A 24,774-nucleotide genomic window follows, 5' to 3' on the forward strand; every position below is an offset into this window, starting at 1 on the left:
AAACAGGGGGTGTTGACAGATGGCGTCCCACGCGCGTCGCCCCTGCCTAAGATCGCCGTCCGAGGCCGCTAACCTTACGTGTCCGTCCTGGCCAGGGATTGACGGCTTCAACTCACGCGAAGGGTTGCGCACATGGGCATTCTCACTCTCCTGCGGAATGCGTTCGGCAGGTCACGCAAGGAGCGTGCCGCGGAAGCAGAGAGTGCGGAACGCACTCCTTCGCAAGAGCAGCAGACCACGCGGGAACCGGACGCCAAGGTCCCGTCCCCGTCCCCGGAACCCGACCTCACCACCCCGGCCCCCACGGCAGTCGCCCAGGTCCCGGAACCCCGCCCGTCCTCCACCCTGGAGGACGACGAACACGAACTCGTGGCCCTGGCCTTCGACAACGTGACGGTCCCGAAGCCGGCGACGTCGACGGAAGGGACAGAGGGTACGGAGGGCACTGGGGGTGCGGCGACGGCTGAGGTTGAGGCCGAGGTTGAGGTTGCATCGACGGTTGAGGCTGCGGTTGAGCCGACGGTCGAGGCTGCGCCTGTGGTCGAGCCGGTCACGGAGACGGTGACCGAGCCGGTCGCGGAGGCTGCGCCTGTGGTCGAGGCGGCCCCCGAGGCAGAAGCAGCCGCAGAGCCGGTGGCGGAAGAAGCCGAGGCTGCGGCTGCGGCTGAGGTGGCGGCGGAGCCCGAGTCCGAGCCGGTCGCGGAGACCGCCGCGGAAGCTGCGCCCGAGGCGGTCGTCGAGCCCGAGGTGGAGCCGGTCACCGAGGCAGTCGTCGAGGCGACGACAGAGGAAGCTGAGCCTACTGCCGAGGCGGCCCCTGAAACGGAGCCCGTCACCGAGCCTGAGGCGGAGCCGGTCGCGGAGACCGCACCCGAGGCGGAGGCCGAGGCTACGGCCGAGGTGACGCCGGAACTGGTCACCGAGCCTGCGGCCGAGCCCGTCGTAGACACCAAGCCCGAGGCGGAGCCCGTCGCGGAGACCGCACCCGAGGCGGAAGCCGAGGCCACGGCCGAGGTGACGCCGGAGCCCGCTACCGAGCCCGTCACGGAAACCGCGCCCGCCGTGGACCCCGCGCCCGAGGCGGAGCCGGTCGCGGAAGCCGCCGCCCCCGAGCCCGAGGCCGAGCCCGTCGCGGAAGCCGCCGCCCCCGAGGCCGAGCCGGTCGCCGAGGTCGCCCCGGAAGCGGAAGCCGAGCCGGAGCCGGCGGAGGCGGAAGCCGCGCCCGCGGCTGAGCCGGTCGCCGAAGAGGTCGCGCCGGAGGCGGAGCCCCAGCCGGAGCCCGCCGCCGAAACCGTCGCTGAACCCGCCCCGGTCACCGAGCCCGCCCCCGCGCTCGCGCTCGCCGCGGCCGCCGACGGCGAGTCCGCCCCACAGGGGCCACCCGCACCCGACAACGAATCCGTCACGGGCGGTGCGGGTGGGGAAACTATCGAGGCCGAGGGCGTAGCCGAGGCCGTGGGCGGGGACTCCGCCGCCGTCGCACTCGCCAAAGCCACCCTCACCGGTACCCGAGCGAAGACCTACCTCGTCCTCGACCGCTCCGCGAGCATGCGCGCGTACTACAAGGACGGTTCCGCACAGGCCCTCGCCGACCAGACCCTCGCCCTCGCGACCCACCTGGACCCGGACCCCACCCCCTCCGTCCACGTCGTCTTCTTCTCCACCGAAGTGGACGGCACCACGGACCTGACGCCCACCTCCCCCGACAACGCCGTCGACGAGGCCCACGCCGGCCTCGGCCGCATGGGCCGTACCAGCTACCACGCCGCCGTAGAAGCCGTACTCGCGCACTACGACGCGAACGCGACCCCCGGCACCCCCGCCCTCGTCGTCTTCCAGACGGACGGCGCCCCGGACGCGAAGACCCCGGCGACCCAGTCCCTCACGGACGCCGCGAAGTCGCACGCCTCGGTCTTCTTCTCGTTCGTCGCGTTCGGCGACCACGACAACAAGGCCTTCGACTACCTCCGCAAGCTGAAGACCGACAACACGGCCTTCTTCCACGCGGGCCCGACCCCCCTGGAGCTCACGGACGCGGAGCTCTACGACGGCGTACTGATCGACTGGCGCCCGTAGCAGCACCACCTAGAAGAACCCCCGTGCCGCCCGCTTCCCACCCCGTAAAACGGGAGGCGGGCGGCACACCCGTGTCGGCTACGATTTCAAGGTTCGCAACAACAGCAACACACCGACCTGGGAGCAGCCCCCCGATGGCTCGACACCTCATCACCAGCGCCCTTCCGTACATCAACGGGATCAAGCACCTGGGCAACATGGTGGGGTCCATGCTCCCGGCGGACGTCTACTCCCGGTACCTCCGCCAGCGCGGCCACGACGTGCTGTACATCTGCGCGACGGACGAACACGGCACCCCGGCCGAGCTGGCCGCGAAGGAGCAGGGCCTCCCGGTGGCGGAGTTCTGCGCGCAGGCGCACGACGCGCAGAAGGCGGTCTACGACGGCTTCGCGCTGGCCTTCGACTACTTCGGCCGCAGCTCCTCCCCGCAGAACCGCGAGATCACCCAGCACTTCGCCCGCCGCCTGAACGAGAACGGCTTCATCGAAGAGCGCGCGATCCGCCAGGTGTACTCGCCCACGGACGGCCGTTTCCTCCCGGACCGCTATGTCGAGGGCACCTGCCCCCACTGCGGCTACGACAAGGCCCGCGGCGACCAGTGCGAGAACTGCACCCGCGTGCTCGACCCGACCGACCTGATCAACCCGCGCTCGGCGATCTCGGGCTCGACGGACCTGGAGGTGCGCGAGACCAAGCACCTCTTCCTCCTCCAGTCGAAGCTCCAGCACGAGGTCGAGGAGTGGGTCGCCGCCCACGAGGAGGAGTGGCCGCAGCTCGCCTCCTCCATCGCCCGCAAGTGGCTCACCGAGGGCCTGCACGACCGCGCGATCACCCGCGACCTGGACTGGGGCGTCCCGGTCCCCGCCGACACCTGGCCGGAGCTGGCGGCCGAGGGCAAGGTCTTCTACGTCTGGTTCGACGCCCCGATCGAGTACATCGGCGCGACGAAGGAGTGGTCGGACCTCGACCCGGAGAACCGCGACTGGAAGTCCTGGTGGTACGAGTCCGACGCGGGCGAGAACCCCGTCCGCTACACGGAGTTCATGGCGAAGGACAACGTCCCGTTCCACACGGTGATGTTCCCGGCCACCGAGCTGGGCATCCGCGAGCCGTGGAAGAAGGTCGACTACGTCAAGGCCTTCAACTGGCTGACGTACTACGGCGGGAAGTTCTCCACGTCCCAGAAGCGGGGCGTCTTCACCGACCAGGCCCTGAGCATCCTCCCGGCCGACTACTGGCGCTACTTCCTGATCGCCAACGCCCCCGAGTCCGACGACTCGTCCTTCACGTGGGAGCACTTCACCGCCACGGTGAACAAGGACCTGGCGGACACCCTCGGCAACTTCGTGAACCGCGTCCTGTCCTTCTCGAAGAAGCGCTTCGGCGACGAGGTCCCGGCGGGCGCGGAGGCGGGCCCGGCGGAGGCGAAGCTCGGCGAACAGATCGCCGACCTCCTCGCCGAGTACGAGACCCAGATGGAGGCCCTCCAGTTCCGCAAGGCCGCGGCGGCGCTGCGCGCCCTGTGGTCGGCGGGCAACTCCTACCTGGAGGAGAAGGCCCCCTGGCTGGAGATCAAGACCGACCCCGAGGCCGCGGCCCTCACCCTGCGCACGGCGATGAACCTGATCCACCTCTACGCGGTGGTCTCGGAGCCGTTCATCCCGGCCTCCTCGGCGGCGATGCGCGCGGCGTTCGCGCTGAAGGACGACACGGCCACCTGGGTGTCGTCGGACGAGGCGAAGTCCCTCACCACGGTCCCCGCAGGCACCCCCTTCACCGTCCCCCCCGTGCTCTTCGCGAAGCTCACGGAGGAAGACCTGGAGACGTACAAGGAGCGGTTCGGCGGAGACCAGGGGTGACCCGGTGACGTACTACTACGTCACCACGCCCATCTACTACGTCAACGACGCCCCGCACCTCGGCCACGCCTCCACCACCGTCGCCGCCGACGTCCTCGCCCGCTGGCACCGCCGGCGCGGTGAGGACGTCTGGTTCCTCACCGGCACGGACGAGCACGGCCAGAAGATCCTGCGCACGGCGGAGGCGAACGGCGTGCCCCCGCAGGAGTGGGCGGACCGTCTGGTGGAGGAGTCCTGGAAGCCGCTCTGGGACCATCTCGCCATCTCCAACGACGACTTCATCCGCACCACCGAACGCCGGCACACCGACCGCGTCCAGGAGTTCGTGCAGGATCTGCACGACAAGGGCGAGATCTACAAGGGCGGTTACGAGGGCCCGTACTGCGTCTACTGCGAGGAGTACAAGCTCCCCGGCGAGCTGATCGAGGCGGAGGACGGCACCCTGTTGTGCGCCATCCACCGCCGGCCGGTGGAACTCCTCAAGGAGGAGAACTACTTCTTCAGGCTGAGCGAGTACGGCGACCGGCTCCTCGCCCACTACGAAGCCCACCCGGACTTCGTCCAGCCCGCCTCGGCCCGCAACGAGGTGGTGAACTTCGTCCGCCAGGGCCTCCAGGATCTGTCGATCTCCCGCTCGACCTTCGACTGGGGCGTCAAGGTCCCCTGGGACGCGTCACATGTCATCTACGTCTGGGTCGACGCGCTCCTCAACTACGCGACGGCGGTGGGCTACGGCTCGAACCCGGCGAAGTTCGCGGCGACCTTCCCCGCCGACGTCCATCTGGTCGGCAAGGACATCCTCCGCTTCCACGCCGTGATCTGGCCGGCGATGCTCATGGCCAACGGCCTGCCGCTGCCGGGCCGGATCGCCGCCAACGGCTGGCTGCTGGTCGGCGGCGAGAAGATGTCCAAGTCGAACCTGACCGGCATCAGCCCGCAGTCCCTGACCGCGCACTTCGGCGTGGACGCCTACCGCTGGTACTTCCTGCGCGCGATCGCCTTCGGCCAGGACGGCTCCTTCTCCTGGGAGGACTTCACCGCCCGCTACACCAGCGAACTCGCCAACGGTTACGGCAACCTGGCGTCCCGGGTGACCGCGATGACGGCCAGGTACTTCGACGGCGTGCTGCCCGCGCCGGGGGAGGAGACCGAGGCCGAGCGCGCGCTCAAGTCGGGCCTGCTGACGGCGACTTCGGAGGCGGACCGCCGTATCGGCGACCAACTCGACTTCCAGGGCGGCATCCTGGCCGTCTTCGACTTCGTCCGGCAGGTCAACGGCTATCTGACCGACCAGGAACCCTGGAAGGTCGCCAAGTCCGACTCCCCCGGGGCCCGCGCCCGTCTGGCGACGATCCTCTGCACGGCGGCCGACTCCCTCCGCGCGATCGCGATCCTCCTCGCACCGGTCATGCCGGAGACGTCGGAGCGGCTGTGGGACTCCCTGGGCGCGGCGGCGACCCTGGGTCCGCTGTCCGGCCAGCGGATCCGGGACGCCTCGGCCTGGGGTGCGCTTCCGCCCGGCTCCCCGGTGACGAAGGGCGCGGTTCTCTTCCCGCGCCTCGAGGACCGTACGGAGGACTCCTCGAAGGCTTAGCCGAACACGCTGAACGTGTCCTCGGCCCGGTCCCGGCGCGCCACCAACTCCCAGGCGCCGTCGGCGATTTCGTCCGGGTCGAGGGTGCGGTCGCCGACGTTCCCGAACTGCTCGGGGTTCGAGGTGATCAGCCGGTGGATGTCACCGCGCTCGATGAGTCCGCCGATGACGAGGTTCCCGGCGTAGACCCCGGTGTCGGCGAGCGCGGCGTTGAGGGTCAGGGCGTAGTTGCGCAGGGCGGCGGCCGAGACGGCGAGCGCGCCGAGGGTGGGCATCGGCACCACGGCGCTGAGCCCGCCCGCGAACACGAAGGCACCGGCGCCCCGTTCGACCATGCCGGGCAGCACCTTGCCCACCACGTCGACGGCCGGATACATCCAGCTCATCGCCTCCTGGACGTCGGCGGAGGCGGTCTCGGTGATCGGCTCGGGGCGGCTCTTGTCGAGGTCGAGGGCGCCCGGCCCGTAGTAGACGAGGTCGATACGGCCGTAGCGCTCGGCGACGGTGTCGAGAACGGAGCCGAGCTGTTTGGCGTCGCGCACGTCGGCGACGTAGGACCGCGCTTCGACCCCCGCCGCCGTCAGCTGCGCGACATAGCCGGCGTGCCGGACGTCGCTGCGGGACACGAGCACCACGGTGTATCCCTCGCGGCCGAAGCGGTGGGCGACGGACATGCCGAGGCCGGGGCCGACCCCGAGGACGACGGCGATCCTCGGCTGTTGCGATGCGGATGCGGGCATGGCGGAGCCTTCCGGGGCGAATTCACGGACACGGCTAACTTGAGGTTCACCTCAACTTACGTCTCCGACCGTAGCACGGAACCTGAGGCTCATCTCAAGTTCCGTATGATGGCGTCATGCACCAGCCCGCCCCCACCCCCAAGCCCCTGCGGGCCGACGCCGCGCGCAACCGCGACAAGCTGCTCGTGGCCGCCACCGAGGTGTTCGGCGAGCGCGGGCTGGACGCGCCGCTGGAGGAGATCGCCCGGCGGGCCGGGGTCAGCATCGGCACGCTGTACAACCACTTCCCGACCCGGGAGGCGTTCTGGGACGCGATCTTCCCGGAGCGGCTGGCCGCGCTGGAGCGGATCGTCGACTCGGCGCTGGCGGCCCCGGACCCCTGGGACGGGTTCGTCGGGTACCTGGAGGGACTCTTCGCGCTGCAGGCCGAGGACCACGGCCTCAACGACGCGCTGGCGCAGCGGTTCCGGGCGGCGGGGGAGGTCGAACAGGCCTGTCACCGGGGCTTCCGGCGCGCGGAGCAGATCATCGAACGGGCCCGGGACAGCGGGCAGTTGCGCCCCGATTTCGAGCCGGAGGACCTGGTCACCCTGATCTGGGCGATGTCCCAGGTGATCCGCGAGTCGATGGCGACGGCACCCGACGCCTGGCGCCGCTGCCTGGGGTTCTTCCTCGACGGTCTGCGGGCTGGTGCGGCGCGTCCCCTCGCGGTGCCACCATTGACCCCGGGTCAACTCAGCGAGGTCATGCGGGCTCGGTGACGGACCCCGACGTAGACGTGTTCGCGCCAACCCGTAAGGTGCCGCCATGGCAGTCCCCGAGGTCATCCCGATCGCCTACGACCCGAATCAGCGCAGCGGGGCCGTCGGCCGCTACGCGGAGGGTCAGTTCCTGGCGTCGGTCACCTACGCGTTCCCCCAGGGTTTCCGTCCCGCCGACGGCTGGGAAGAGCAGAAACGTCTCTACACGGTGCTCCACACCTTCGACGCCGCGGGCCGCTACCGCGACTCGGAGATCTGGTGCGCCGGCACCTGGGCCGAGCAGCAGCGCGCCCCGCACGGCGACGACTCCGTCCTCTCCCAGGCCCGCATCCACCTGGCGAAACTGCTGCGCGCCCTCCCCCGCCGCAGCTACACCGACATCGCCGTCCGGCCCTTCCAACGCACCGTCGACGGCGTCCTGTTCGGCCTCGTGGTCGAGGAGGACGAGGACGGCGGCTGGGCCGAGCTGTACCCGGACCGGCACGCGTTCGGACCGCCCTGGGACGGCACGTACGACAGCTGAGCCGCAACTTCCCCGCACCAGCAAGGTAGTTGCGGCTCCAGAGCGCGACCGCTACTTGAGCACCCCGGCCCCGGTCGTGGTGGCCAGCTCCGTCGGGAGGTTCTTGGCGGAGGTCTCCAGGCCGGCCGTGAGGGTCGGGGTCCAGTTCACGGTGGTCTTCAGCTTCTTGGAGTTGGCGGCGTTGTAGGCGGCGACGAGGTCGGTGGCGGTGCCGTTGACGAGGTTGCCGCCGCCGGCGATGGACCCGGTGCCGTCACCGCTGAACAGCTTGCCGACCTTCTGACTCGCGGGAATCTTCCAGTAGTTGTCCTCGGCGACGACCTGGGCCTTGGCCCGCGAGTTGACGCTGTACTGGAGCACGTACCCGTTGAGGTTCGTCGTGTCGTAGTAGTTGTTGTAGATGTGGATCTGCCCGATCCGGGCCAGCGGCGCGCGCTGCACGATGCCCTTCCACACGTTGTGGTGGATGGAGACGCGCAGCTTGCCGACGCTGTCGGTGTCGCTGCTGCCGATCAGCATCGTCTTGTCGTGGTTGGTGAACTGGTTGCGCTCGACGGTCACCAGGTCCGAGCCCTTGGTGATGTCGAGGTCGCCGTCGTGGATCTGGTACTGGCGCCCGTAGTACGTCGGGTCGGAGGTGTCGAGCCCCGGCGCGTCGGTGAACGTGTTGTGGTCGGCCCAGACATGCGTGGCACCGCGCAGCGTCACGGCGTCGTACTGCGAGTTCCAGTTCCCGCTGTCCCCGTCCGTCGGGTCCCACTGCGGGAAGCAGTCCTGGGTGGCGGCGAAGGTCAGGTTGCGGACGATGACGTTGTCCACGCCCTGGATCTGCAGCATGCCGCCGGTGATCCCGGCGTTGGTGCCGGGCACGCCTACGACGGTCGTGTTCGCGGGCACCCGGAAGATGACGTTCTTCCCCTGCTTGGCCTGGGCGGCGGCCCGCGCCTTCTCCTGCGTACCGGAGGGCAGCTTCGAGCGGCCGTAGGTGGAGGGGTCGAAGGCCTTGAGATAGGCGGACAGCGAATACCCGGTCCCGGCCGCGTAGTCGGCGCAGCTCAGCTTCTTCCCCGAGTCGTCGGTGTTGGCGTCGATCGTGCCCTTGATCTTGACGATCCGGGGCGTGGTGTCACTGGCGGACCCGAGCGCCTTCACGAGCTGCGCCCGCGTGCTGACGGTGAAGGTGTGCGCGGCATCGGCCTTCGCCCCTCCGGTGGTCCCGGCACCGGACGAGGCCCAGCCGTCCTTGGCCGCGAGGGTCTGGTGATACAGGTCGACGCCGGTACCGGCGGCGTTCGCATTGAGTACGAGGAAGCCCGCACCGATGCCTGCGACGGCTGCGGCAGCGGTGACGACGACGGTGCGGCGCTTGCGGAGGGAGCGGCGGTGGGAAGGGGCGGGGGAAGGCGTGGCCACGGGGGAGTCCTTTGGTGCGGCGAGGGGTTACGACTCCTCAGTGGCCGTCAGGATCAAGAAGGTTGCCGCGTCCCGCCAACTTTCTTGACCCTGAGCACAGTTACGGCCGGCTAGGACGCGGACGCCGACGCCGTCGCGCTCGGCTGGGTGTCCGTGCTGTCGTGGGTCTCGTCCGGGGCGACAGCCATCGTGAGGTGGGCGCGGACCCCCTTGGCGATGTCGGCGGTGCGCTTCTTGCCGTAGTCGAGGAAGAGCAGGCCGCCCTCGTGGCCGTTCTGCGGGTAGATCGTGTCCTCGGTGAGGGTCGTGCGGGTGGTGGTGTTGGTGGAGTACGGCTCGACCGTCGCCGACGCCAGCACCGACTTCTCGTCGAAGAACAACTGGCCGGTGTGGCAGGTGTGTCCGCCCTCGTAACCGGCGTCCGTCCACTCGCCGTCGACGTGCACCTTGACGTGGATGTGGACGCAACGGCCCTGGTACCACCCCGGGAACACCGATTTGAAGGTGACCTGGCCGCGCTTGTCGGTCTTCCAGGTCCCGCGCAGATAACGCTCGTCGTCGGTCGGCTCGGAGTGGCCGCCGCCGGTTCCGCCGGAGGGGGCGCCGGACGGGGGTTCGCCGGTGGGGGTGCCGGACGGTGTGTCCGTGGGGGTGCCCGAGGGCGCGTCGGTGGGGGCGCCGCCGCCTCCGGCTCCGCCGCTGCCCATCGCCTCGTAGCCGGAGTAGATGCCGAGCGCGCTGCAGTGCCAGATGTCGACGGCCGCGTTCCCGACCGGCTTACAGGTCTCGGCGTCGATCACCTTGAGGGTGAGGGTCAGCGGGATGCCCTCCTCGTCCTCGGTGATGTCCTGGCGGATCTTGTCGGCGTCGATGTAGTACGGCCCCTCGGTGGTCTCCGAGGTGAGCGTGTAGCACGCCTCGGCACCGGTCGCCGTGCTCTTCGGGGACCGGGGGGAGGTCGCCCCGTCCGCGAAGGCGCTCGCGGCGAGCCCTCCGCCCACACCCACCGCGGCGACGGCGGCTCCGCCCGCCACGACGACCTTGCGTCGGGTCAAGTCCCGTTTGTGCGCGGGGGATTGGCTGCGCGGTTGTTCCGGCGACTCGTTCGCTGTTTCGTTTCCCGTCATGCCCGGGACGGTAGGTAAGAGGACTGTAAGAAGCATGGGAGTGGGCTGTGATTTCCCATGAATCCTGAAGGCGTCGAGAGACGGGCCCCCCTCCTGCTCCCCTCCTGCTCCCTTCCGCGTCCTCCGTGAAGGCGCTGGTAAAGTTCGCACACTTGTGCGGAGGGGGCGCATCCTCCTCCGTGGGGAGGGATGAACACGTGGGCAGATACGCCCTTTCGCGGCGCCGGACGGCGCTCGCGATCTCCTCGGTGACGCTCGCCCTGACGGGCGGCACCCTGCTGCCGGTCCTGGCCGCCGGTTCAGCGGCCGCGGCTCCGGTCGCGCCCTGGGCCGCGAGCGCCACCCAGATCACCGGCACCGACGTCGACGCCTCGGTGCTGGATGTCGTCACCGCGTCCGACGGCTCCGCCGTCGCCGTGTGGAACCAGTTCGCGAGCACCAGCAGCAGCGAACGGAAGCTGTACGCCGCCGTACGACCGGCCGGCAGTGACACGTGGGGCACCCCCACGCTGCTCGCCACGACCCCGACCGAGCCCGGCAGCGTCAAGCTGCACGCCTCCGCCGACGGCACGGTGACCGCGTTGTGGGTGGAGTTCCCGGACAAAACCGCCCCGGAATCGGGGGACTTCGACATCCGCCTGGTCAGTTCCGTGCTGGCGGCCGACCACTCCGCCTGGTCCGCGCCCACCGAACTCGTCGGCGCCGACACGGCCTGGTACGACGGCGGTATCGACCTCGCCGAGGCGCCCGACGGGGCGCTCACCGCGGTCTGGGCCACCAGGGCCGCCAGTACGTCGAAGGCCGAGGTCCACGCCGCCACCCGTGGCGCGGACGGCACCTGGTCGGCCCCTGTGCAGCTCAGCACCACGGACACGGACGGCGCCGACGCGGCCTACGCGCCGAGCGTCGTGGTCACCCCCGACGGAACGACCGTCGTCGTGTACAAGCAGACCGTGGGCGAGTCCGCCTCGGTCCGTACGGTGTCCAAGGCACCCGGCGCCACCGAGTGGAGCGCGCCGAGCGCCGCGACGGACTCCTACCAGTCCATCAGCGATCCCGAGGCAACGGCCGCCGCCGACGGGTCCGTGACGATCGCCTACGAGGCCACCGCCACGGACCAGTCCGAGTCCATCCGTACGGCCACCCGCGCCGCGACCGACGGCACATGGTCCGCGCCGGAGTCCGTGACCGCCACGGACGACCTCGTCGACACCCCGGAACCGCTGATCGCACCAGACGGCGACGTGACCCTCGTCTGGGTCGACTACACGAGCACCTTCAGCACCCGCACCGCCACCCGTGACGCGGACACCGGCGCCTGGTCGGCCGTACGGACGCTGTCGACGTCGTACGTCCCCGAGCAGTACGACAGCGCCGTCGGCGACGACGGCACGGTACACACCCTGTGGACCCAGACGGGCGGCGGCGGGCGCGTGCTGATGGAGTCGGTGCGCAGCGACGGCACCTGGACCACCGCCACCCAACTGCCCGGATCGGCCGCCGCGTACGTCCGCGGTCGGATCAGCGTCGGCGACGACGGCGCCGCGACCGCCGTCTGGACGGGCAACAGGACCGGCAGCAGCGTCGGCGTGCTGTACGGCTCGCGGACCGCCTGGCCCACGCTCGCCGTCACCTCCTCCACCGTCCCGGCGACCGCCGCGCTCAAGGGCACCAGCACGTCCAGCAGCGCCTGGGCGCCGACGTGGCAGCTCAGCAGACCCACCTCCGCCTTCACGGTGACCGTCACCGACCGGGCGGGCAGAACCGTCCGCACCCTGACCGGCACGGCCGCCGACCTCAAGGCCACGCTGAGCTGGAACGGCCGTACGACATCCGGGAGTTACGCCCCCAACGGCCCCCTGACCTGGACTCTGAGCGCCACCCAGACGGGCGCGACCACGGCGGTGAAGCTGGCCACGGGTCAGGTCAAGGTCACCGGCGGAGCGGCGGTGACCCACGACTTCGCCGGCACGTCTTCGACTCCGGACGGCACGGGCGACCTCCTCACCCTCAACTCCTCGGGCGCGCTGACGTATCAGCAGGGCACGGGCAAGGGCGGTTTCTCCGCGAAGACCACCGCCACGGGCTGGCCGGCGACCATCAAGCCGATCGCCTTCGGCGACCTGAGCGGCGACCGCTGCAACGACGTCCTGGTCCGCCTGAGCAGCGGCGCACTGCGCCTCTACAAGCCGGCCTGCGGCACGGCAGCGAAACCGTCGACGTCGTACACGTCCCTCGGCACGAGCGGCTGGAACCAGTACGACGTCCTGACATCCCCCGGCGACATCAGCGGTGACGGCCGCCCCGACCTGATCGCGCGCAACACGTCCACCGGGGACGTCTACCTCTACAAGGGCACGAGCGCGGGCAAGCTCGCCGCCCGCGTGAAGCTGTACGCCAACTGGAAGACGTACAAGAAGCTCGTCGGGGTCGGTGACCTCAACGGCGACGGCGTCGGCGACCTGCTGGCGCAGGACAAGGCGAACAACCTGTACCGCTACTACGGCACCGGCCACGGCACGTTCGGGGCACGGGTGAAGCTGTTCGGCGCGTGGGGCAGCTCGTACGACACGGTCGTCGGGGTCGGCGACATCACCGGAGACGGCAAGACCGACCTCGTCTCCCGCGACACCAGCGGCAACCTGTACCGCAACAGCGGTGACGGCAAGGGGTCGTTCGGGGCGCGGGCGAAGCTCTCGAGCGGGTGGGGCGGGTACAAGTCCCTGTCGTAGAACCACCGTTGCCATGGGCGCCTGGGGCTTCAGTGGTCCCGGGCGCCCGCGGGCGGGGCGACGCGGTGGAGGAGGGCGGCGAGACCCGTGGAGGTGACGGGGAGTATTCGGGCGGGGTCGTCGCTCTCTCTGAGCAGCAACTCACCTTCGCCATAAGCAAGTTCCACGCACGAGGAACCGTCCGAGCCGCTTGAGAAGGTCGACTTCTGCCACTCGACCACGGCTACGACTCCTTGGCGAGGCGATGGAGGAAATCCCGCGACGGGGCGGGTTCAAGTGATGCCCACTCCACTGTGTCCTTCTGCACGGTGTCCAGCACAGGCACGCGTCCACCCGCGTACAGCAGGGCGGCACTGGCACCCGCGAACCCGTCGACATCGAACGGGATCACGCGCACGGTGACACCGGGTCGCTCCGACGGCTCCAGGAGCTCGTCGAGTTGCCCCCGCGCCACACGCCGGTCGGACATCCGGGAACGCATCGCCTCCTGCACCGACCTCGACACCCTCACCCTCTGGTTCGACCGGTCCCTGACCGCGTCCACGGCCGAAGACCTGTTCGTCTGGGCCCCTGAGGCTTCCCGGCCCGAATCCGTCACCGACCAGGCCTACGCCGCCGAGTCCGCCAGTACCGGCCCGCTCCCCAGGGCGGCCCGTGCCGTGGCGATGTGGGCGAGGCCCTCCTGGGCCACCCGGGTCGCCTGGGCGTATTCGTCCGCCGTGTGGGCCGCGGACAGTCGGGCGCCGGCCGCTCGGTGGCATTCCGCGGCGGCCGTCAGGGCCCGCGTCGCCGTTTCGCCCGCGCCCGCCCAGATCCTCGCCTCGGGGACGGACAGGCTCGCGCCGAGCCGCAGTACCCAGCCGCTGGCCTCGACCTCCGCGTCCAGGTCGGACACGCCCGGCGGCCGGTGCGAGCGGCGCTGCGCGACGACGGCGAACGCCGCCCCGGCTGTCAACAGCAGTGCGAGTACGACGTATCCCATCGCTTCCTCCCGGCCTTCACGGTCCACGGGCCGGACGGTTCCGGCCTCGTACGTCCATGACACGCCCTGCCTCTGTGCAGGCACATCGATATTCCTGTGCGTCCGCTGCGAGGTTTCCATGGTGGGGGGAGTGGGGGGGCGAGTGGGGCGTACGAGGCCGGTGTTGTCGTAACCCGGTCGTCAGCCTGTCGTGGCCGAGGGTGAGGCGGACGCCGAAGCCGACGGGGCCGGGCCTCCTCCGCCGCCCTCCCCGTCGTTCGTCTCGTCCGGCGTCACCCCGAGCGTCAGATGCCCGTGCACACCCCGCCCGATGTGCCGCTTGTCGTACTTGAGGTACAACAGGCCGCCCTCGTGGCCGTTCTGGGGATAGATCCCGTCCTCCGTGAGTGTCGTGCGGGTCGTCGTGTTCGAGACGTACGGTTCGACCAGCGCCGACGCCAGTACCGACTTCTCGTCGAAGAACAGCTGGCCCGTGAAGCAGGTGTGGCCGCCCTCGTAGCCCGCGTCCGTCCACTCGCCGTCGACGTGGACCTTGACGTGGATGTGGACGCAGCGGCCCTGGTACCACCCCGGGAACACCGTCTTGAAGGTGACCTGGCCGTGGCGGTCGGTGTGCCAGGTGCCGCGCAGGAAGCGGTCGGCGTCGGTGGGTTCCTGGTGGCCTCCGCCGCCACCGGGCGGCGGACCACCCGTCGGGGTGCCGGTCGGGGTGCCCGAGGGCGGTGCGCCCGTGGGGGCCGGGCCGCCACCGCCACCACTGCTCGCCTCGTAGCCCGAGTAGATACCGGTCGCGTTGCAGTGCCAGATGTCCACGGCCGCGTTGCGGAGCGGTCTGCAGGTGTCCGCGTCGATCACCTTCAGGTCCAGGGTGAGCGGGATGCCCTCCTGGTCCTCCGTCACATCGCGGCGGATCTTGTCGGCGTCGATGTAGTACGGGCCCTCGGTCAGCTCGGAGGTGAGCGTGTAGCACGCCTCCCCCGAGGCCGGCGGTGTCCCTTTCGGCGGATGCGGACCGCCGCGCTCCTGCGCCGAGGCGTTCACCGACAGCGCTCCGGCGACGCCCACCGCCGTCACCACCACACCGCCGGCCACCAGGACCGTACGGCGCGCCAACTGGCCTTTGTCCTCAGGGACTTCAGAATCCATGGGGGGTACTGGGGAATCCGTCATGCCCGGGACGCTAGGGGCACCCAACATGACATGAACATGAGAATGCGCTGTGAATCCTGTGCACAGGCGAAAGGGGCTCGAAACCGTCGCCGGTTTCGAGCCCCGGAGCCTCGGCTCCCGTCGGCCGCCTCCTACTTCGGCTGCGGCTTCCGCACCGAGAGATGCAGCTCCCGCAGTCGCGTCTCGTCCAGCTCCGTCGGCGCGCCCATCATCAGGTCCTGGGCGTTGCCGTTGAGCGGGAAGGAGATCGTCTCGCGGATGTTCGGCTCCTCCGCGAGCAGCATGACGATGCGGTCGACGCCGGGGGCGATCCCCCCGTGCGGCGGGGCGCCGAAGCGGAACGCGCGCAGCATGCCGGCGAACTGCTCCTCGACGGTCTCGCGGTCGTAGCCCGCGATCTCGAAGGCCTTGAGCATGATGTCGGGCTCGTGGTTCCGGATCGCGCCGGAGGAGAGCTCGACGCCGTTGCAGACGATGTCGTACTGCCAGCCCAGGATGTCCAGCGGGTCCTGGGTCTCCAGGGCCTCCAGACCGCCCTGGGGCATCGAGAACGGGTTGTGCGAGAAGTCGATCTTCCCGGTCTCCTCGTCCTTCTCGTACATCGGGAAGTCGACGATCCAGCAGAAGCGGAAGACGCCTTCCTCGAAGTGCCCGGCACGCTTCGCGGCTTCCACCCGCACCGCGCCCATGATCTTCGAGACCTCGTCGAACTCGCCCGCGCCGAAGAACACCGCGTGACCGGCGGCCAGCGACAGGCGCTTGGTCAGCTCCGCGACGTTGTCCTCCGTCAGGAACTTCGCGATCGGGCCCGTCAGCGAGCCGTCCTCGGTCACGCGGACCCAGGCCAGGCCCTTCGCTCCGAGGGTGACCGCGAAGTCGCCGAGCTGGTCGAAGAACTTGCGGGACTGCGACGCCACGTCCGGCACCGCCAGCGCGCGCACGTGCTGGCCCCTGAACGCCTTGAAGTCCGAGCCCTCGAACACGTCCGTGATGTCGGTGAGTTCGAGCTTCGCCCGCAGGTCAGGCTTGTCGGAGCCGTACTTCACCATCGACTCGCGGAACGGGATCCGGGGGAACGGGGAGGTGACCGGCTGGCCACCGCCGAACTCCTCGAACAGCTCCGTCATCAGCTTCTCGATCGGCTGGAAGACGTCTTCCTGCTCGACGAAGCTCATCTCGACGTCGAGCTGGTAGAACTCGCCCGGCGAGCGGTCCGCACGCGCGTCCTCGTCGCGGAAGCAGGGCGCGATCTGGAAGTAGCGGTCGAATCCGGAGATCATCAGCAGCTGCTTGAACTGCTGCGGGGCCTGCGGGAGGGCGTAGAACTTGCCCGGGTTCAGACGGGACGGGACCACGAAGTCGCGCGCGCCCTCGGGGGAGGTCGCGGAGAGGATCGGGGTGGCCATCTCGTTGAAGCCGAGGGCGACCATCTTCGAGCGGATCGAGGCGATCACCGAGGACCGCAGCATGATGTTGCGGTGCATGCGCTCGCGGCGCAGGTCCAGGAAGCGGTACTCCAGGCGCCGCTCCTCGTTGACCCCGTCCTCGGTGTTGATCGTGAAGGGGAGCGGGGCGGCGGCACCGAGCAGCTCGACCTCGCCGACCTCGACCTCGACCTCACCGGTCGGCAGGTCCGGGTTCACGTTGTCCGTGCCCCGGGAGACGACCTTGCCGTCGACGCGGACCGTCGACTCCTTGGTGACCTTGTCGAGGGCCTCGTACGCGGGCGTGCCGGGGCGGGCGACGAGCTGCGTGATGCCGTAGTGATCGCGCAGATCGATGAAGAGGATGCCGCCCAGGTCGCGCCGATTGTGCAGCCAGCCACTCAGCCGGACGTCGGTGCCGACGTCAGAGGCGCGGAGCTCGCCGCAGGTGTGGGACCTGTACCGATGCATCGTCGTTCATCCAGCCTTCGCGGATCAGAGTCTGTTTCATGTGTTTCACGTGAAACATCCGGGGCCGGAGCCCGGACCCCCCAAGGGTACCGGCCACCCATGGAGCGCCTCCCCACCATTAGCTCAGGGCTCCCTCGGTGGCAGGGTTCGATCTCCTCTTCTTAGAGTGGGGCAATGCGCACTGGTGAGCCCCTGCCCGCCGTGGGGGAGGTACTCGCCGCCCTCGCGACCGGTCTGTGGCATTGGGACACCGCCTCGGAGCTGGTCACGGTGGACGCCGAGGCCGCACGGCTGCTCGGGCTGCCCGCCGAGCCGACCACCCTCACGGAGGCCCAGACCCGGGCCAGACTTCACCCCGTCGACTGGAACGAGATCGCCGGGGTCGTCGGCCTGGCCGTCGCCGAGGACACCCTCGCCGAGGTCCGGATCCGGATCATGGACGGGCGGGGCCGGGTCATCCGTACCGTCCGCAGCCGTTCCAAGCCGTCCTACGACCCCGAGACCCGGTCGTTCGAGCTGATCGGCACCCTCCAGGAGGTCACCGAGCCCACGCCGGGCACGCCCGCCGGGCGGACGGCGGTCACCGGAGACTGGCGGCGCTCCCGCGAGGCGTTCCTGCTGGACGCGGGCCGGGCGCTCGCCGAGGCACGGTCCACGGCGGAGGTGCTGCGGGTCGCGGCGGGCCTGTCGATGCCGGGCTTCTCACCGGACGGCCTCGCCGTGTTCGGGGTGTCGGGCGACCGGCTCACGATCATCGGGCACCACGGGCACCAGCCCGGGGACGAGGACCCGTTCTCGCACATGTCCACGGTGACCGACTATCCGGCCGCCGAGGTCGTCCGGACCGGCCGTGCCGTGTATCTGTCCACGCCCGAGCAGTACAAGTCCCGCTACCCGGTCACCTGGCCGCTCGCCCAGCACTTCCACCGGCAGTCCTGGGCGTTCCTGCCGCTGACCGTCGCCGGGCGCACGATGGGCGCCTGGATGGCCGCCTTCACCTACCCGGTCGCCTTCACACCGGACGAGCGGTCCGTCCTCACCACGGTCGCCCGGATGCTCGCCCAGGCCCTGTCCCGGGCCGGTGTCGCCGAGTCCGAGCGGGAGCTGACCGACGGACTCCAGCGCTCGATGCTGCCCACGCTGGGCCCGGAGATCCCGGGCATGAGCGTCGCCGCCCGCTACATACCGACCGGCGGCGGCCTCCAGGTCGGCGGCGACTGGTACGACATGATCCCGCTGCCTGGGGGTCCCCCCTCTGGCGGAGGGCGCATCGCCCTGGTCATCGGGGACGTGCAGGGCCATGACGTGCGTGCCGCCGGGCTGATGGGGCAGCTCCGCATCGCCCTGCGCGCCTACGCCTCCGAGGGGCACCGCCCGGACGCGGTACTGTCCCGCGCCTCCCGCTTCCTGCACGGCATCACCAACGGCGGCGCGGAGATCACCGACCCGCGCTTCGCGACCTGCCTGTACGTCGAGGCAGACCCGGAGACCGGCGTGCTGGAGATCGCCCGCGCCGGCCATCCCGACCCCGCGATACGCATGGCGGACGGGACGGTGCTGATGCGGCCCACGGCCGGCGGACTGCCGCTCGGTATCGACCCGGACGCCGACTATCCGACGACCACGCTCGCCCTGGAACCCGGCGAGACCATGCTGATCTGCACCGACGGGCTGATCGAGACCGGCGGCCACGACCTGGAGACCGGCTGGCAGCGCATCCGGACCATCCTGGAGGAGCACAAGGGCGACCTGGAGGAACTGGCCGACGCGCTCGTCCAGGCCGTCCACGGGCCCTCCTCGCACCACACCACCGGCCCGCTCGCCGACCGCCGCGAGGACGACATCGCCGTACTCCTGCTCTCCCGGGAGGGCGAGAGCTGCGGCTGCGGCGACACGGTGGCCGACCCGCCGAAGATCCGCCGCACGGTGCTCACGGTCGCGCAGGCCGAGCCCGAGCGGATCGCGGTGGCCCGGCAGCAGCTGCGCGAGCTCCTCCACGACTGGACCGGCGCCGACCAGGTCGACTCGGCGGTGCTGCTGGTCTCCGAGATGCTCACCAACGTTCTCGTGCACACCGACGCCGACGCCCTGCTGACCGCCGAGGTGGCCGGTGAGCCCGGTGAGCGGCGGATGCGGGTCGAGGTCACGGACGCCGGCGACGACCTCCCGCACAAGCGGCACCCTGGTGAACTGGCGTCCTCCGGGCGCGGGTTGCTGCTGATCGAGCTGCTCGCCGAGACCTGGGGCGTGGACCCGAGGGGCGAGGGCAAGAGCATCTGGTTCGAGCTCTACGAGTCCGACGGCGACGGCGACGGTTCCACGGCGGGGTCAGCCGTGCCGTAGCGCTCCCGCAGTTCGTGGACGACGCCGAAGACGGCGGCGGTGAGCGGGACCGCGAGCAGCATGCCGAGGATGCCGGCCACAGAGGCTCCGGCGGTGATCGCGATCATCACCACCGCCGGGTGCATCTGGACGGTCCGGCTCTGGATCATCGGCTGGAGGACGTGGCCCTCCAGCACCTGCACGGCGAGCACGACCCCGAGGGCCCACAGGGCGATGACGGCACCCCGGTCGGCGAGCGCGACCAGCACGGCGACCGCGCCGGAGAGGAACGCGCCGAGGTAGGGGATGTAGGCGCCGACGAAGACCAGCGCGGCGAGACCCACCGCACCCGGCACGTCCAGCACGAGCAGGCCGATGCCGATGCAGGTGGCGTCGATGAGGGCGATCACGGTGGTCCCGCGCATGAAGCCCTCGACGCCCTCGAAGGCCCGGCGGGCCATGGCCTCGACGAGGTCGGCGGTGCCGTGCGGGGCGAGCGAGCGCAGCAGTCCGGTGGCGAGGTGGGAGTCGCGCAGGAAGAAGAACACGAGCAGCAGCGCCAGCACGGCCATGGCGATCACCTCGCCGACGACACTGACCCCGCTGATCACGTTCGAGGCGGCCGTCCCGCCGAACTTGGTGAGCAGTTCCTTGGCGTTGGAGGCCAGGTCGTCCAGTGAGGTCCCGGCGGCCCCGAAGTGGTCGGATACGGAGGTCGCCGCGTCCTTGAGCGAGGACACGATCTGGTCCCCGGTGTCGATCAGCGCGGCCACCACGATGTAGACGGCCCCGCCGACCGCGGCGACGACGGCGACACAGGTGACGGCGGCGGCCACGGACCGGTTGACCCCGGCCTTCACCAGCCGCCGGTACAGCGGCCCGAGCAGCGCGGTGCCGAGCAGCGCGAGCAGCACGGGCGTGACGGCGGTCCTGAACTCCACACAGAGCCGGATCCCGACGTAGCCGACCCCGGAGACGAGCAGGAGGACGGCGCACCAGGCGGCGAGGCGTCGTACGGGATCCGGGAGGAGCTGCACGGTCCCAGCCGAACACGCGGAAGGCGGGCCGTCCCGTGGGGACGGCCCGCCCGGGTGACGGACTCAGCAGGTGGGGCCCACCGCGTCGATCCGCGTGCCGAAGTTGGTGTCGTAGGCCTGGGCGTAGTCGCCGGAGAGGACCGGCCGCTTCTCCTGCGGGCTCCAGTCGATGAAGCACGCGTTGGCGTTGGCCTTGAAGGAGTACACGTGGTCGTGCAGGTTGGACGGCATGTCGCGGTACCCGGAGCCGGGGGTCCACCGCCAGGGGGTGCCCGAGTAGTTCCTGTCGTGCCAGAAGCAGATCTCCCCCGCCCCGCAGTTCTCGTCCGCGCGGTGCGACGCGGCGCTCGCGGCCTGTCGGGTGGAGGGGGTGGTGGCCTGGGTGGGGCTCGCCGCGCCGGTCAGGGCGAGACAGGTGGCTGCCATGACGACGGCCGGACTCATGCGGATACGCACGGGTGACTTCCTTGCATTCGACGTCCACTTTCAGCCCGTCCCTTTCCATGAGCGGGACCTTCATGCCCAGGCCGGGCCGAGGTCACCCGGACGGAGGACCCGGGCGGAGGACCCGGGCGGGCCGCCGAACCGCATGCCGAAAGCCCCGTCCGGAGGAGGACGGGGCTTCGGGAAGTTCAGCGCTACGAAGGCTCTACGAAGGTTCCAGGAAGGCTTACGCGGCTTACAGGCCGCCCTCGCCCATGCCGTGCACGGCGGGGATGGTGCCCAGCCGGCCCTTCTGGAAGTCCTCGAAGGCCTGCTGGAGTTCCTCACGGGTGTTCATGACGAACGGGCCGTAGTGCGCCATCGGCTCCCGGATGGGCTGGCCGCCGAGGATGACGACCTCCATGTCCGGGGTGTGCGAGTCCTGCTGCTCGTCCGCGCGGACGGTCAGGGAGGAACCGGTGCCGAAGACGGCGGTCTGGCCCAGGTGGATCGGACGGCGGTCGGCGCCGACCGAGCCCTTGCCCGCCATGACGTAGACGAGGCCGTTGAAGTCCTCGCGCCAGGGCAGGGTCAGCTCCGCGCCCGGGGCCACGGTGGCGTGCACCATCGTGATCGGGGTGTGCGTGATGCCGGGGCCCTGGTGACCGTCCAGCTCACCGGCGATGACACGCAGGAGCGCGCCGCCGTCGGGGGTGGTGAGGAGCTGGACCTGGCCGCCGCGGATGTCCTGGTAGCGGGGGGCCATCATCTTGTCCTTGGCCGGGAGGTTCACCCAGAGCTGGAGCCCGTGGAAGAGCCCGCCGGACACGACGAGGGACTCCGGCGGCGCCTCGATGTGCAGCAGGCCCGCGCCCGCCGTCATCCACTGGGTGTCGCCGTTGGTGATGGTGCCGCCGCCGCCGTTGGAGTCCTGGTGGTCGAAGACGCCGTCGATGATGTAGGTGACCGTCTCGAAGCCGCGGTGCGGGTGCCAGGGGGTGCCCTTGGGCTCGCCCGGCGCGTACTCCACCTCGCCCATCTGGTCCATCATGATGAACGGGTCGAGGTGACGGTAGTTGATCCCGGCGAACGCTCGGCGCACCGGGAAGCCCTCACCCTCGAAACCGCCGGGTGCGGTCGTGACGGTGAGCACGGGACGTGCCACGGCGTCGGCCGGCGCGGCCACGCGGGGCAGGGTCAGCGGGTTCTCTACGGTCACTGCAGGCATGTCGGGACCTCCTTGTGCGTCGAGTTTAGTTGAGCGTTGAACTTTCTGCTACCCCACAACAGAAGAAGCCCGGAGGACATTCCCTCCGGGCTTCCACCCGACCCGCCCGCACGGCGGGCACACACAGCGGGCACGTCAGGGGCTCACAGCACGGCGCCCCGAGCCTCCCACAGCTCCGGGAAGAACCGTTCCCCGCTGCGCTCCCGCAGATACGCGGCACCCGAACTGCCCGCCGTACCAGGCCCCTTGCCGATCTGCCGCTCCACGACCCGGACGTGCCGGGCCCGCCACAGCGCCCAGCCCTCGTCGTGGCCGAGCAGCGCGTCCGCGAGTTCCCCGAGCGGGCCCTCACCGAGGAAGGCCGCGGGCCGGCCCGCACGCGGGAGATCCGCCGCCGCCGCGAGGAACCCGTCCCACAGCGTCGGCTCCAGCAGCCGCCGGTCCAGCCGGGCCCGCTCGGCCGCCGTCAGCCAGCGCATCGAGCGGGTGCGGTGGTCCCGGCGCGCCGAGAGCGCCTCCACCTCGTGGAACTGCGCGGACTGCCCGCCGCTGGCCGTGCCGAGCGCATCGCGGAACTCCCGGAAGTCGTCCGGCGCCATGGTGTCCAGCAGCGTCAGCGCGTCGAGCAGCGCCCGCTCTATCTCCCGGCAGCGGCGCAGCCGTCGTACCGCCACGGCGTTCTCGCCCGCCAGCATCCGGTCGCGGGCGTCGGTGAGTTCGACCAGCAGTTGCTTGAACCACAACTCGTGCACCTGGTGCACGGTGATGAAGAGATGCTCGTCGTGCGCGGCGGGGGCGAGGGGCAGCTGCTGGCCGAGGAGCTGCGGGAGCCGCAGGTACGTGCCATAGGTGAGGCTCGTGGTGGTCGGGTTCACGGGGTCTCCTCGTGGCCGTCGCCGAAGCTCTGGCCGTCGCCGAGGCCGTGGGCGGCGAAGTGCTCGCGGGCGCCCGGGAGTTCGAAGACGCCGACGGCCGCGCAGAGTCGTAGCGTCGAGCGGGCGGTGTCGTTGAGGCGGCGGGGGTCGGGGCCGGTCGCGCAGCAGTCGTCGGCGACCTCGCGGGCGGTGTCGGGGTCGAGGCCGGCCAGCCGCAGGGAGGTGCGGACGGGGGCGAGGTCCCAGGTCAGGGCGGCCCGGATCAGTTCGGGCAGGGCGTGGGCGGCGGCCGTCCGGTCGGTGACGAAGAGGTGGGTCCACAGCTCGCGGAAGAGGGCGGAGAAGAAACGGTGGTGGCGGCCCTCGTCCCGGGCGTGGTCGCGCAGCAGGTCGCGGACCACGCCGACCACGGACGCGTCGCCGGGCACCTCGTTCAGCACGGCCGTGATCAGCGTCTCGAACACCACCGCCTGGAGGAGTCCGGCGAGGGCGGGCGCGCCGGGCAGCGCGTGGTGCGCGGAGGCCCGTAGCCGTTCGACGAAGCCGCCGTAGTCCTGGTCCGGTATCGCGATGCCGGTGACGGCGGCGATCTGGTCGGCCAGGTCGAGGCTGTAGAGGGCGTGGTAGCCCTCGTCGCAGTAGACCTTGAAGGCGTCCGGGCGCAGGGCGGCGGGCAGGCCGAGTCCGGTACGGCCGTTGGCGACGGCCTCGGCGGCCGTGTTGACGACCCGGGTCTCCAGGTGGGTCGTCGACAGCAGGAACTGGTACAGGTGCCGCACGGTCAGCTCGCGCAGCCGCTCGGGCGGCAGTTCCCGTACGGCCTCGTGGCGGGCGTACGGCACCAGGGCCACCGGGAAGAAGACCCGGCCGCGCTCGGTCTCCTCGTGGAACATGCGGCGCACGCCGGTGCGGACGCCGGCCTGCTCGTACCAGCGGTCGAGCGGGCCCGGTGGTGTGTCGTGGGCCGTCACGGAGTACCCCCCTTCCGGTTCCGGGCGAGCAGGCGGCCGAGGCGGGTCAGGGCCTCCGTCACAAGGGCCGCGTCGAGCGAGTGGCAGACGCGGAACCAGCCGGGGCGCGGAGCGTGGAAGGCCTCGCCGGGCAGGATGCTGACGTGGGTGCGGTCGAGGATCTCCCGCCACAGCGCGCGTTCGCCGGCGAAGCCGGGGTGGGGCAGACGGTCGCCCAGGTCGGCCCAGATCGAGCAGCCCGCCTGGGCGGGGGCGTACGGGATGCCGAAGGCGTCGAGCAGGGCCGTGGCGCGGTCGTACGAGGCGCCGAGGCGGCGGCGGTTCTCGGCGAGGAACGCGTGCACCCGGGCGGGGTCGGCGAGGAGCGAGGTGAGATGGGCCTGGGTGTGGGTGGAGACGGGGGCGAAGTAGGCGAGGGCGCGGGCGGCGGCGCGGATCTCCGGGTCGGTGGTGTGCAGGACGCCCGCCTTGAAGCCGGGGAGCCCGAAGTCCTTCGCGAAGCCCCACACGGTGTGCACGCGGGCGGGGTCGGCGGCGACCGTGCGCAGGCTGGTGAAGGAGCGCGGCCCGAACACGGAGCCCGCGTAGATCTCGTCGGCGACGACGTCCACGCCATGGTGGGCCGCCACGTCCGCCAAGTCCGTGTCGAAGGCGCCGTAGCAGGGCGTGGGCACGACGATCGCCTCGCCCGGGTCGCACAGGGCCGTGGCGACGACGTCGAGGGCGGCCGTCGCCCCGGCCACCACGACCAGGTCTTCGGGGTCGACGGGGCGTTCCCCCGGGACGGTGAGGTGCCGCGCGAGATGCGCGCGCAGCTCCGGGCTGCCGTACAGGGGCGCGTAACGGGTGTCGCGGGCGGTGAGCGGGCGGGGCGGCTCGGTGTGCAGGTCCTGCACGAGCCGGTTCTCCGCGGTCCCGAGATTCAGCCAGCCGTCGGGCCGCAGCCGTGGGTGGTACGGCGACGCCTCCGCCCGGAAGTGCGCCTCCGCGATGGCGGGGGAACCGGCGACCAGCTGGGCGGCCTGGCGGGAGGCCGGGGTCACGGG

21 protein-coding genes are annotated in these 24,774 nt (G+C 70.8%); 7 read left to right on the forward strand and 14 right to left on the reverse strand.

Going from position 1 to position 24,774, the window contains the following annotated elements:
- The first annotated feature begins 132 nt into the window (after nucleotides 1-132).
- The 3 genes from JHN45_RS31800 to metG (JHN45_RS31810) all read left to right on the forward strand — a co-directional run bounded on the left by JHN45_RS31800 (nucleotide 133) and on the right by metG (JHN45_RS31810) (nucleotide 5,529).
- A complete protein-coding gene (locus tag JHN45_RS31800) occupies nucleotides 133-2,076 on the forward strand; it encodes a VWA domain-containing protein (protein WP_201052179.1) in 1,944 nt (647 codons plus the stop codon).
- Between the two features lie 134 nt (nucleotides 2,077-2,210).
- On the forward strand, nucleotides 2,211-3,935 hold the full coding sequence (gene metG, locus JHN45_RS31805; RefSeq protein ID WP_201052185.1) for a methionine--tRNA ligase: 1,725 nt from the start codon (nucleotides 2,211-2,213) through the stop codon (nucleotides 3,933-3,935).
- Nucleotides 3,936-3,939: 4 nt separating this feature from the next.
- The gene (gene metG, locus JHN45_RS31810) at nucleotides 3,940-5,529 is read left to right on the forward strand and encodes a methionine--tRNA ligase (RefSeq protein WP_201052187.1); all 1,590 of its coding nucleotides are present in this window, start codon (nucleotides 3,940-3,942) and stop codon (nucleotides 5,527-5,529) included.
- On the opposite strand, the gene JHN45_RS31815 is transcribed toward metG (JHN45_RS31810), so the two are convergent.
- Entirely contained in the window at nucleotides 5,526-6,269 is a 744-nt protein-coding gene (locus tag JHN45_RS31815) for an SDR family oxidoreductase (protein ID WP_201052201.1), read from the reverse strand. The genes metG (JHN45_RS31810) and JHN45_RS31815 overlap by 4 nt on opposite strands.
- Nucleotides 6,270-6,385: 116 nt before the next feature.
- On the opposite strand from JHN45_RS31815, the gene JHN45_RS31820 reads away from it, so the two are divergent.
- Nucleotides 6,386-7,030 (forward strand): TetR/AcrR family transcriptional regulator, encoded by a 645-nt coding sequence (locus tag JHN45_RS31820; RefSeq protein ID WP_200715936.1) that lies wholly within the window; start codon nucleotides 6,386-6,388, stop codon nucleotides 7,028-7,030.
- 46 nt (nucleotides 7,031-7,076) lie between these two features.
- Nucleotides 7,077-7,553 (forward strand): hypothetical protein, encoded by a 477-nt coding sequence (locus tag JHN45_RS31825; protein ID WP_200715935.1) that lies wholly within the window; start codon nucleotides 7,077-7,079, stop codon nucleotides 7,551-7,553.
- A gap of 51 nt (nucleotides 7,554-7,604) precedes the next feature.
- Here the strand turns inward: JHN45_RS31825 and JHN45_RS31830 are convergent, their stop codons facing one another.
- Both JHN45_RS31830 and JHN45_RS31835 read right to left on the reverse strand, forming a co-directional pair.
- On the reverse strand, nucleotides 7,605-8,966 hold the full coding sequence (locus tag JHN45_RS31830) for a polysaccharide lyase family 1 protein (RefSeq protein WP_200715934.1): 1,362 nt from the start codon (nucleotides 8,964-8,966) through the stop codon (nucleotides 7,605-7,607).
- A 110-nt stretch (nucleotides 8,967-9,076) separates the two neighbouring features.
- Entirely contained in the window at nucleotides 9,077-10,093 is a 1,017-nt protein-coding gene (locus JHN45_RS31835) for an intradiol ring-cleavage dioxygenase (RefSeq protein WP_201052203.1), read from the reverse strand.
- Between the two features lie 197 nt (nucleotides 10,094-10,290).
- Between JHN45_RS31835 and JHN45_RS54475 the strand changes: the two genes are divergently transcribed.
- Nucleotides 10,291-12,825 (forward strand): FG-GAP-like repeat-containing protein, encoded by a 2,535-nt coding sequence (locus JHN45_RS54475; protein ID WP_307783246.1) that lies wholly within the window; start codon nucleotides 10,291-10,293, stop codon nucleotides 12,823-12,825.
- A gap of 29 nt (nucleotides 12,826-12,854) precedes the next feature.
- Here the strand turns inward: JHN45_RS54475 and JHN45_RS31845 are convergent, their stop codons facing one another.
- From JHN45_RS31845 to aspS, 5 genes are all read right to left on the reverse strand, one after another.
- On the reverse strand, nucleotides 12,855-13,046 hold the full coding sequence (locus JHN45_RS31845) for a DUF397 domain-containing protein (RefSeq protein ID WP_201052205.1): 192 nt from the start codon (nucleotides 13,044-13,046) through the stop codon (nucleotides 12,855-12,857).
- Nucleotides 13,047-13,048: 2 nt separating this feature from the next.
- Nucleotides 13,049-13,294, reverse strand: coding sequence for a Scr1 family TA system antitoxin-like transcriptional regulator (locus JHN45_RS31850; protein WP_307783248.1), 246 nt, complete (start codon nucleotides 13,292-13,294; stop codon nucleotides 13,049-13,051).
- A gap of 138 nt (nucleotides 13,295-13,432) precedes the next feature.
- On the reverse strand, nucleotides 13,433-13,834 hold the full coding sequence (locus JHN45_RS31855; protein ID WP_307783249.1) for a hypothetical protein: 402 nt from the start codon (nucleotides 13,832-13,834) through the stop codon (nucleotides 13,433-13,435).
- 153 nt (nucleotides 13,835-13,987) lie between these two features.
- Nucleotides 13,988-14,953: an intradiol ring-cleavage dioxygenase gene (locus JHN45_RS31860; protein WP_200715679.1), complete on the reverse strand. Its 966-nt coding sequence runs from the start codon at nucleotides 14,951-14,953 to the stop codon at nucleotides 13,988-13,990.
- Between the two features lie 155 nt (nucleotides 14,954-15,108).
- Entirely contained in the window at nucleotides 15,109-16,872 is a 1,764-nt protein-coding gene (gene aspS, locus JHN45_RS31865; protein ID WP_201052207.1) for an aspartate--tRNA ligase, read from the reverse strand.
- Nucleotides 16,873-17,046: 174 nt separating this feature from the next.
- On the opposite strand from aspS, the gene JHN45_RS31870 reads away from it, so the two are divergent.
- The gene (locus JHN45_RS31870) at nucleotides 17,047-19,215 is read left to right on the forward strand and encodes a SpoIIE family protein phosphatase (RefSeq protein ID WP_201052213.1); all 2,169 of its coding nucleotides are present in this window, start codon (nucleotides 17,047-17,049) and stop codon (nucleotides 19,213-19,215) included.
- Here the strand turns inward: JHN45_RS31870 and JHN45_RS31875 are convergent.
- The 6 genes from JHN45_RS31875 to JHN45_RS31900 form a co-directional block, all read right to left on the reverse strand.
- On the reverse strand, nucleotides 19,161-20,231 hold the full coding sequence (locus tag JHN45_RS31875) for an AI-2E family transporter (RefSeq protein ID WP_201052215.1): 1,071 nt from the start codon (nucleotides 20,229-20,231) through the stop codon (nucleotides 19,161-19,163). The two genes, JHN45_RS31870 and JHN45_RS31875, sit on opposite strands and share 55 nt — an antisense overlap.
- Nucleotides 20,232-20,294: 63 nt before the next feature.
- Nucleotides 20,295-20,687, reverse strand: a complete 393-nt coding sequence (locus tag JHN45_RS31880; protein WP_201052221.1) for a peptidase inhibitor family I36 protein — start codon at nucleotides 20,685-20,687, stop codon at nucleotides 20,295-20,297.
- 223 nt (nucleotides 20,688-20,910) lie between these two features.
- Nucleotides 20,911-21,882, reverse strand: coding sequence for a pirin family protein (locus tag JHN45_RS31885; RefSeq protein WP_200715684.1), 972 nt, complete (start codon nucleotides 21,880-21,882; stop codon nucleotides 20,911-20,913).
- 143 nt (nucleotides 21,883-22,025) lie between these two features.
- Entirely contained in the window at nucleotides 22,026-22,757 is a 732-nt protein-coding gene (locus JHN45_RS31890) for a tryptophan 2,3-dioxygenase family protein (RefSeq protein ID WP_201052223.1), read from the reverse strand.
- Entirely contained in the window at nucleotides 22,754-23,728 is a 975-nt protein-coding gene (locus JHN45_RS31895; RefSeq protein WP_201052231.1) for a diiron oxygenase, read from the reverse strand. Before JHN45_RS31895 ends, JHN45_RS31890 begins: the two co-directional genes overlap by 4 nt.
- A partial coding sequence (locus JHN45_RS31900) for an aminotransferase class I/II-fold pyridoxal phosphate-dependent enzyme (protein WP_201052237.1) occupies nucleotides 23,725-24,774 on the reverse strand: 1,050 nt, incomplete at its 5' end. The genes JHN45_RS31900 and JHN45_RS31895, both read right to left, overlap by 4 nt.

Origin of the sequence: Streptomyces sp. MBT53, from assembly GCF_016654115.1 — a bacterium.
GTDB lineage: Bacteria > Actinomycetota > Actinomycetes > Streptomycetales > Streptomycetaceae > Streptomyces.

Bases quoted from the DNA above. Each gene is read 5' to 3' on its own strand.
- JHN45_RS31800 (WP_201052179.1), top strand. From the start codon at position 133: ATGGGCATTCTCACTCTCCTGCGGAATGCGTTCGGCAGGTCACGCAAG.
- metG (WP_201052185.1), top strand. From the start codon at position 2,211: ATGGCTCGACACCTCATCACCAGCGCCCTTCCGTACATCAACGGGATC.
- JHN45_RS31815 (WP_201052201.1), bottom strand. From the start codon at position 6,269: ATGCCCGCATCCGCATCGCAACAGCCGAGGATCGCCGTCGTCCTCGGG.
- JHN45_RS31820 (WP_200715936.1), top strand. From the start codon at position 6,386: ATGCACCAGCCCGCCCCCACCCCCAAGCCCCTGCGGGCCGACGCCGCG.
- JHN45_RS31825 (WP_200715935.1), top strand. From the start codon at position 7,077: ATGGCAGTCCCCGAGGTCATCCCGATCGCCTACGACCCGAATCAGCGC.
- JHN45_RS31835 (WP_201052203.1), bottom strand. From the start codon at position 10,093: ATGACGGGAAACGAAACAGCGAACGAGTCGCCGGAACAACCGCGCAGC.
- JHN45_RS31850 (WP_307783248.1), bottom strand. From the start codon at position 13,294: ATGTCCGACCGGCGTGTGGCGCGGGGGCAACTCGACGAGCTCCTGGAG.
- JHN45_RS31860 (WP_200715679.1), bottom strand. From the start codon at position 14,953: ATGGATTCTGAAGTCCCTGAGGACAAAGGCCAGTTGGCGCGCCGTACG.
- aspS (WP_201052207.1), bottom strand. From the start codon at position 16,872: ATGCATCGGTACAGGTCCCACACCTGCGGCGAGCTCCGCGCCTCTGAC.
- JHN45_RS31870 (WP_201052213.1), top strand. From the start codon at position 17,047: ATGCGCACTGGTGAGCCCCTGCCCGCCGTGGGGGAGGTACTCGCCGCC.
- JHN45_RS31885 (WP_200715684.1), bottom strand. From the start codon at position 21,882: ATGCCTGCAGTGACCGTAGAGAACCCGCTGACCCTGCCCCGCGTGGCC.